Here is a 7,635-nt window from a genome sequence, read left to right on the forward strand (position 1 = left end):
GCCGGCGGCGGGCGGTTCGCCGAGCGGGAGGGTGTCCCGGTCGCGTAGCGGGGGCGGGCCGAGCCCGGAGAGCAGGTCGGCCGAACGGCTGCCGAGGACCGCGTCCGGCTCCAGGCCGCCCGCGAACGCCAGGTATCCGCGGAGACCGCTGAGCGCGGGGCCCGCCTCCAGCACCGCGCCCGCCGGGACCCGCACGGGGGCGCCCCAGGCGGCCGGGCGGCCATCGACCGTGACCCGGCAGACGGCGCCGCCGACGACCGCGACCACGGTCCGGTCGGGGCGGACGGCACAGCCGGTGGCGGTGGTCTCCAGCACGGCGGCGGCGGGGTCGTTGCCCACCAGCCGGTTGGCGAGCCGGTGCGCGGGCGCGTCGAGCGCCCCGGCCCTGGGGACGCCGAGGTGCGCCCAGCCGGTGCGCCCGGCGTCCTGGACGGTGGTCAGCGCCCCGGCCCGTACCACCCGCAACAGCCCGCTCACGCCCGCCCCTCCACGCTCGTGGGGTCGCTCGGGGAGTCCACCGGTACGAACCGCACCCGCGCCCCCGGCACCAGCAGCGCGGCCGGGTCCCGGGCGGGGTCCCAGAGCCGGTCCGGGGCCGGCATCCGGCCGATGAGCTGCCAGCCGCCGGGCGAGGCGCGGGGGTAGACCCCGGTGTAGGGACCGGCCAGCGCGAGCGCCCCGGCCGGGACCCGGGTGCGCGGGGTCGCGCGCCGGGGTACGTGCAGGCGCTCGGGGAGCCCGGTGAGGTAGCCGAAGCCGGGGGCGAACCCGCAGAACGCGACCCGGAACGCCGTACCGGAGTGGGCGGCGGCCACCTCCCCGGGCGGTACGCCCCAGAGCGCGGCGACCTCGGCGAGGTCCGGGCCGTCGTAGACGACCGGGATCTCCACGGCGGGGCCGTCCGCGCGGCGCAGCGGTTCCACGGTCCAGCCGGTGAGCTCGCGCGCGAAACGGTCGAGGCGGTCGACGCGGGTGAGGCGGGCGGGGCCTGCGGCCGGTCCGGACGCGTCGCCGATCCCGTCGAGCAGGACGGTGCGCGCGCCGGGGACGATCTCGCGCACCGGCGGCAGTTCGCCCCGGTCGCGGCGGCGCAGCACCTCGGCGTGGAACGCCTCGGCGGCCTCCCCGGAGGCGAGTTCGACCAGCAGCGCGTCCCGCCCGACCGGCAGCACCCGCGGGGCGCCGTCCCCGGGAGCGACGCCGCTCACGCGAACGCCCGGACGCCGACGCCCGCCTCCTCCAGGGCGGCCCGCACCCGGCGGGCGAGCGCCGCCGCGCCGGGGGTGTCGCCGTGCAGGCAGAGGGAGCGGGCGGCGACGGGGACGGTGCTGCCGTCGGCGGCGACGACCGTCCGGTCCACCGTCATCCGGACCGCGCGGCGCACGACCTCGTCCGGATCCTCCACCACCGCGCCCGGCTCGCCGCGCGGCACCAGGGTGCCTTCGGGGGTGTACGCGCGGTCGGCGAACGCCTCCTCCACGGCGGGCAGTCCGGCCTCGCGGGCGTGGGCGAGCAGCCGGGAGCCGGGCAGCCCGAGGACCGGGAGGTCTCCGCCGGCCAGCAGCACCCCCTGGACCACGGCGTGCGCCTGGGCGTCGTCGTGGACCGCGCGGTTGTAGAGCGCGCCGTGCGGTTTGACGTACGCGACGCGGGAGCCGGCTGCCTCGGCGAAGACCCGCAACGCACCGATCTGGTAGGCGATCTCGGCGGTCAGTTCGGCCGCCGGGACGTCCATGGAGCGGCGCCCGAAGCCCGCCAGGTCCCGGTAGGACACCTGCGCGCCGATCGTCACGCCCCGGGCCGCCGCGCCCTCGCAGACGCGGCGCATCACGACCGGGTCACCCGCGTGGAAGCCGCAGGCCACGTTGGCGCTGGTCACGCAGGAGAGCAACGCCTCGTCGTCGGTGAGCGTCCAACGGCCGAAGCCTTCGCCGAGATCGGCGTTGAGGTCCATGGTCACGGGATCACGCTAGCGTGCCGCCGCCCCGGCACCGAGGGGTCTCGGTGCCGGGGCGGTCGGGCGGTCGGGGTGGGGATGGGTCGGGCTGTCGGACTACAGGCCGTCGGTGAAGAGGAGGTGGTTGGGGGTGTCCGGGCTGACGTTCGTCAGGACGTCCCTGGTGGACACCTCGTCGATCCAGGCGGCGACCTCGGCGGAGTCCGCGTCGGGGTGGGCCTGCTTGTAGAGGACGGCGACGCCGGTGGCGTGGGGAGCCGCCATCGAGGTGCCGCTCATGGTGACCGAGCCGCCGCCGATCCGGGCCGAGAGGATGTCCTGGCCGGGGGCGTAGATCTCGACGCAGTCGCCCCGGTTGGAGAAGGACGCCTGCTCGTCGTCGTCGGTGGAGGCCGCGACGGTCAGAGTCCCGTCGGCGGAGGCGGGCGAGACGTCGCACGCGTTCCTGGAGTCGTTGCCCGCCGCGATGACGGGCAGGATCCCCGCGGTGGCCAGCGCGGTCGTGGCACGGTTGACCGCCTGGGACTTGCCGCCGCCCAGCGAGCCGTTGAGGACCGCGGGCTGCGCGGCGTTCCGGGCGACCCAGTCCAGGCCGGCGATCAGCCCGGAGCTGGAGCCCTGCCCGTTGCAGTTCAGGACGCGGACACTGACCAGGCTCGCCGCGGGGGCGACGCCGTACGTGCTGCCCCCCACGGTGCCCGCGACGTGCGTGCCGTGGCCGTAGCAGTCCGCGCCGAGACGTCCGTCGCCCACGGCGTCGAAGCCGAAGGAGGCACGGGTCCCGCCGGCCCCACCGAACTCGGTGTGCTGGTAGTCGATGCCCGAGTCGAGGATGTAGGCGGTCACCCCGGCACCGTCGCCGCCGGTGGTGAAGTCGCCGTCGAGCGGCAGGTTCCGCTGGTCGATGCGGTCCAGTCCCCAGGTGGAGGCCGGTGCGAGGCGGGCGGAGGCGGCCCTCGCCGTGGAGGCCGCCTTCCGGGCGGGGACCGGCTGGTACGCGGGAACCGATTCGGACGAGGGGACGGAGTTCGTCGCGTCCTCCTCCACCGAGGTCACGCCGGGGGTGTTGCGGAGGGTCGTCAGCTGGGCCGGGGTGAGCGGGACGGCGAAGCCGTTGAGCGCCTTGCTGTACGTGAAGGTCGGTGCCAGGCCCAGCTTCCGCGCGGTCTTGGCCGCGTCCACGAGCGGGTCGAGGGTGACGACGTACCGGCCGGGGATGGGGTCCCCCGCCCGGATCAGCGGTGCGGGTTCCGGGGCGGGCGGCGTGGGCGCGGAAGCCGCGCTGGTGGCGAGGGGGCCCGCGAGGGCCAGGGCGAATGCGGACGCGAGTACGAGCGCGTGTCGAGTGTGCACGGGCCGAGACGATCATGTGAGAAGTCCCCGGCCAACGACCTCTCACGGAGGTTCGCCGCACACCGGAAGCACTTCCGCAGTGCGCTCCCCCGTTCGGACCCCGGACCGAGGCGTCCGGGAACGGCTCTAGAGTTCCCGCATGTCCGACGACACCGTGCACACCCCCGACCTCCGCGTCCGCTGGCGGGAGGCACTCGTGGCCGCCCGGGGCGGCGAGGCGGGCCCCGATCCGCTCCCGTACGCCGAGAACCTGCTGGAGCGGTGGGCCGAGCCGCAGCGGAAGTACCACACCACCGCCCATCTGACGGCGGTCCTGGACGGCATCGACGTCCTCGCGGAGTACGCCGGGGAGCCCGAACTCGTCCGGCTGGCCGCCTGGTTCCACGACGCGGTCTACCGGCCCGACCGCTCCGAGAACGAGGAGCGCAGCGCCGCCCTCGCCGAACGGGCGCTGCCCGAGGCGGGGGTTCCGGACGGGGCGACCGCCGAGGTGGCACGGCTGGTCCGGCTCACCGTGACGCACGACCCGGCGGACGGCGACCGTAACGGCGAGGTGCTGTGCGACGCCGACCTGGCGATCCTGGCGGCGGGCCCCGAGAAGTACGCGCACTACACCGCCCAGGTCCGCGAGGAGTACGGCTTCGTGCCGGACGACCTCTTCCACGAGGGCCGGTCCGGGGTGCTGCGGCAACTGCTGGGGCTGCCGGTGCTCTTCCGTACGCCGTACGGGGCGAGGGAGTGGGAGGTCAGGGCGCGGCAGAACCTGACGACGGAGCTGAGGCTGCTGGAGGCCACACTGCCGTGAGGGCGGCGGACATGAGGGTGCCCTGTACGGGACGTCCGTACAGGGCACCTTCATGAGCCGGTGAGCTTCTGTTTCAGCGGGTCACTCGGCGACTGCCGGGACGGCTTCCGGGGCCGCTTCCGCCTTCTTCCCCTCGCCGCCGGTGAAGCCGCGCAGCGGCACGTGGCGGACGAACAGGGCGATGACGATGCCGAGAGCGGCGGCGCCCGCGGCCCACGCGAAGGCGGTGTCGACGCCGTCGCTGACCGCCTCGGCGAAGGCGCGCTGGACGGCGTCGGGCAGGGACCGAAGTGCCTGGGGGGTCATGCTGGCGACCGAGGAACCGGCGTCCGGGCCGCCCGCCGCCGACGCACCGCCCGAGGTGAAGGAGTCGGTGAGCCTGCCGGTGTAGAGGGTGCCGAGCAGGGAGACGCCGAGCGAACCGCCCATGTTGCGCAGGAAGGTGGCCGCGCCGGTGGCGGCGCCGATGTCGCGCAGCGGGGCGCTGTTCTGGGCGATGAGCATGGTGGTCTGCATCAGGCCGCCCATGCCGAGGCCGAGCACCACCATGAACAGCCCGGTGGTGAAGCGGGAGGTGTCGGGTCCCATGGTGGCGAAGAGGACGAGCCCGCCGGTCATGAAGACGGTGCCCAGGACGGGCAGCAGGCGGTACTTGCCGGTCTTGCTGATGTAGGTACCGCCGGCGAGCGAGAGCACCATCGCGGCCAGCATCATCGGCATGAGCAGCAGGCCGCTGTTGGTGGCGGAGGAGCCCTGGACGTACTGCTGGAACTGCGGCAGCAGGGTGATCCCGCCGAACATGGCGAAGCCGACGATGAAGCTGAGCGCGCCGGCGAGGCTGAAGTTGCGGTCGGCGAAGACCGACAGCGGCATGATCGGTTCCACGGCCCGGCGCTCGACGAGGACGAACGCGACGAAGGCGACGACGGTGACCGCGACGAGGCCGAGGATCATGGCCGAGGCCCAGTCGTACTCGCTGCCGCCCCAGCTGGTGATCAGGACCAGGGTGGTGATCCAGATGCTCAGCAGCGCGGTGCCGGTCCAGTCGATGCGGACCTTGGCGGCCGTCTTGCGGGGGAGCTTGGCGAGGACGAACCAGCACACGAACAGGGCGATGACGCCCAGCGGCAGGTTGACGTAGAAGGCCCAGCGCCAGTTCAGGTTGTCGGTGATGAAGCCACCGGCGAGCGGGCCGCCGATCATGGCGACGGGCATGACCGCCATCATCACGCCCTGGTACTTGCTGCGGTCGCGGGGCGGCACGATCTCGGCCAGCACCGCCATCACGCCGACCATCAGGCCACCGGCGCCGAGGCCCTGGAGGGCGCGGAAGCCGATGAGTTCGCCCATGTTCTGGGAGAGCCCGCAGAGGGCCGAGCCGGCGAGGAAGATCACGATGGAGGTGATGAAGGTGATCCGGCGGCCGAGCAGGTCGCCGAGCTTGCCCCAGATCGGGGTGGCGACCGTGGAGGCGAGGATGTAGCCGGTGGTCACCCAGGCGAGGTGCTTGAGACCGCCGAGGTCGCCGACGATCGTGGGCAGCGCGGGCGCCACGATCATGTTGTCCAGCATCGCGAGCAGCATCGCGATGACCAGACCGCTCATCGTGACCATGATCTCGCGGTGGGTGAAGCGGGGTGGTCCGGTCTCCTCGGCTGCGGCCGGGGCGGGGGAGGTCTGCGTCACGACGCGTGCCTTTCGGTCAGGAAGGAGGGTCGCTCTGCGGACCCGAAACTCTGGCGGCGGGGCCCCGCGCGGGACGACAGCGGTGTCGTCGGCTCGGCGCCGGGGCAAGCTGATCCCGGAATCCACTTACCGGGCGGTCAGTAGATTACTTGCCGTACGGTAAGTTGGCAAAGGGGGGCATGGGGACCACGATCGACGCAGGGCGCTCCCGGGCGGAGGCGCTCAAGCGAAAGGAACGCACAGCCATGACAGCCGCAGGACGACGACGGGGCATCGACACGCGGGCCGAGATCCGCAGGGTGTCCCTGGAGCTCTTCACCGAGCAGGGGTACGACGCGACCTCGCTGCGGGAGATCGCCGAACGGCTGGACATCACGAAGGCCGCCCTCTACTACCACTTCAAGAGCAAGGAGGACATCGTCCTCTCGCTCTTCACCACCTACCTGGAGGCGGTGGACGCCCTGGTGGAGTGGGCGAAGGAGCAGCCGCCCGGCCCGGATCTCGCCTCCCGGATCGTGGACCGGATGGTCGACGTCTTCATCGCCGAGGGCATGCCCGCCATCCGCTTCGCCACCGCCAATCACCGCGTCATCCACGAGCTGCGCCCCGACAAGGGGGGCGCCCTCGAAAAGTTCGCCGAGCTGAGCGAGGTCATGGGCGGCCCCGACGCCACGGTGGAGGAGAAGCTGCGACTGCGCTCCGCCCTGCTCAGCGTGAACCTCGCCCTGCTCGCCTCGCGGGGGCTGGAGGTCTCCGACGAGGAGATCGCCCGCGTGGCCCGCGATATCGCACACCGGCTCGTCCCGCATCCGGGCGCGGCCCCGGTCCCGAGCGCGGAAGAGCCCCCGCGAGCCGGAGAATCCCCCGACGCGGCGGCCTGAGCGCCCTTCGGCGCCCCCGCCGGAAAAACTCGCGTCCGCCTGCGCCGGGCGGGTGAACCCTGTGGTGCCGGTGGGTGGTCCGGGCGGTCTCCGGGAGCCCGTCCCCGTGGTCCGGGCTAGTGAAAGTGGGCCGTACACGCCTACTGAGGGGCTGCCCCGACCATGTTCAAGACCGCGCTGCGGATCGCTTCCGCCGCCACCTTCGTCGTCACCTCGCTGACCTTCGCCACCTCGGCGAACGCCGACACCGACCCGTGGCCGGGGACGCCGGAGCAGATCCGGGACACCGGCCCCTGCGGACCGACCGGCGGCTACCGGTCGTCGGACTGGGAACGGACGACGACGAACCGGGCGCTGCGGGCCGACGTGGACGAGGCCGCGATCCGCGAGGGCTGGTACTGGCGCCACGACGACAACACGCTCTGGCGCGGGGACACCCGGCCCGACCCCCGGGCGATCTTCCGGAGCGGCTTCACCCCGCTGGGGTCCGTACTGACCCCGCTCTCGCAGTGGATCATCGGCGGTGGCGGCCAGAACTCCGCCCACGTGAGCACCAGTTGTGACCGCTGGGTGGCGCAGGGCTTCGCCACCGGAGGCGGCAAGGACGGCTGGGTGTACGCCATCCAGGCGCCGGGCGGGATCGACGTCAACGCCACCGCGCGGATGACCGGCATCCAGTCGCAGTACCTGTGGAACAAGGAGATCGACTTCCCCGGCGGCATCCAGGGCAGGTACATCGAGGGGGCCTGCCAGTACCACTGGGCCGGCAAGAACCCGCAGAACAACGTCGACATCTACGAGAACCTGGGCTGCGTCACCAACCCGGCCTTCCGCCCGGGCGCCCGCGCCGACGCGGACACGGCGGACGCGTGCGAGGCGCGTCATGCCAGGGAGGGGAGTGGGCTGGTGTCCGCCTATCTGCACTGGCATCTGGAGCGCGGTCTGCGCTCGCT

6 protein-coding genes and 3 pseudogenes are annotated in these 7,635 nt (G+C 73.3%); 4 read left to right on the plus strand and 5 right to left on the minus strand.

Annotation, left to right across the window (positions count from 1 at the left end):
* From ACWD3D_RS30340 to ACWD3D_RS30355, 4 genes and pseudogenes are all read right to left on the minus strand, one after another.
* A pseudogene (locus ACWD3D_RS30340) lies at positions 1-477 on the minus strand (allophanate hydrolase subunit 2 family protein); the annotation flags it as partial.
* Positions 474-1,208: a 5-oxoprolinase subunit B family protein gene (locus tag ACWD3D_RS30345; protein ID WP_451463958.1), complete on the minus strand. Its 735-nt coding sequence runs from the start codon at positions 1,206-1,208 to the stop codon at positions 474-476. The gene ACWD3D_RS30345 and the pseudogene ACWD3D_RS30340, both read right to left, overlap by 4 nt.
* A complete protein-coding gene (locus tag ACWD3D_RS30350) occupies positions 1,205-1,954 on the minus strand; it encodes a LamB/YcsF family protein (RefSeq protein WP_451463963.1) in 750 nt (249 codons plus the stop codon). The genes ACWD3D_RS30345 and ACWD3D_RS30350 overlap by 4 nt, the downstream gene beginning before the upstream one ends.
* A 99-nt stretch (positions 1,955-2,053) precedes the next feature.
* Positions 2,054-3,310: a S8 family peptidase gene (locus tag ACWD3D_RS30355; protein ID WP_451463959.1), complete on the minus strand. Its 1,257-nt coding sequence runs from the start codon at positions 3,308-3,310 to the stop codon at positions 2,054-2,056.
* Positions 3,311-3,449: 139 nt separating this feature from the next.
* Here ACWD3D_RS30355 and ACWD3D_RS30360 point away from each other — a divergent pair, with 139 nt between their 5' ends.
* Positions 3,450-4,115 carry an HD domain-containing protein gene (locus ACWD3D_RS30360; protein WP_451463960.1) on the plus strand — a complete coding sequence of 222 codons (666 nt, stop codon included), beginning with the start codon at positions 3,450-3,452 and terminating at the stop codon, positions 4,113-4,115.
* A gap of 81 nt (positions 4,116-4,196) precedes the next feature.
* On the opposite strand, the gene ACWD3D_RS30365 is transcribed toward ACWD3D_RS30360, so the two are convergent.
* Entirely contained in the window at positions 4,197-5,801 is a 1,605-nt protein-coding gene (locus ACWD3D_RS30365; protein WP_451463961.1) for an MDR family MFS transporter, read from the minus strand.
* 245 nt (positions 5,802-6,046) lie between these two features.
* Here ACWD3D_RS30365 and ACWD3D_RS30370 point away from each other — a divergent pair, with 245 nt between their 5' ends.
* From ACWD3D_RS30370 to ACWD3D_RS30380, 3 genes and pseudogenes are all read left to right on the plus strand, one after another.
* Positions 6,047-6,682 (plus strand): TetR/AcrR family transcriptional regulator, encoded by a 636-nt coding sequence (locus ACWD3D_RS30370; protein ID WP_451463962.1) that lies wholly within the window; start codon positions 6,047-6,049, stop codon positions 6,680-6,682.
* 162 nt (positions 6,683-6,844) lie between these two features.
* Positions 6,845-7,399: pseudogene (locus ACWD3D_RS30375) on the plus strand (scabin-related ADP-ribosyltransferase); the annotation flags it as partial.
* 132 nt (positions 7,400-7,531) lie between these two features.
* Positions 7,532-7,635 (plus strand): annotated as a pseudogene (locus ACWD3D_RS30380) (DNA repair protein RecO); the annotation flags it as partial.

Source organism: Streptomyces sp. NPDC002690 (genome assembly GCF_053592415.1).

Coding starts and splice junctions, on each gene's coding strand:
- ACWD3D_RS30350 (WP_451463963.1), bottom strand. CDS start 1,954: ATGGACCTCAACGCCGATCTCGGCGAAGGCTTCGGCCGTTGGACGCTC.
- ACWD3D_RS30360 (WP_451463960.1), top strand. CDS start 3,450: ATGTCCGACGACACCGTGCACACCCCCGACCTCCGCGTCCGCTGGCGG.
- ACWD3D_RS30370 (WP_451463962.1), top strand. CDS start 6,047: ATGACAGCCGCAGGACGACGACGGGGCATCGACACGCGGGCCGAGATC.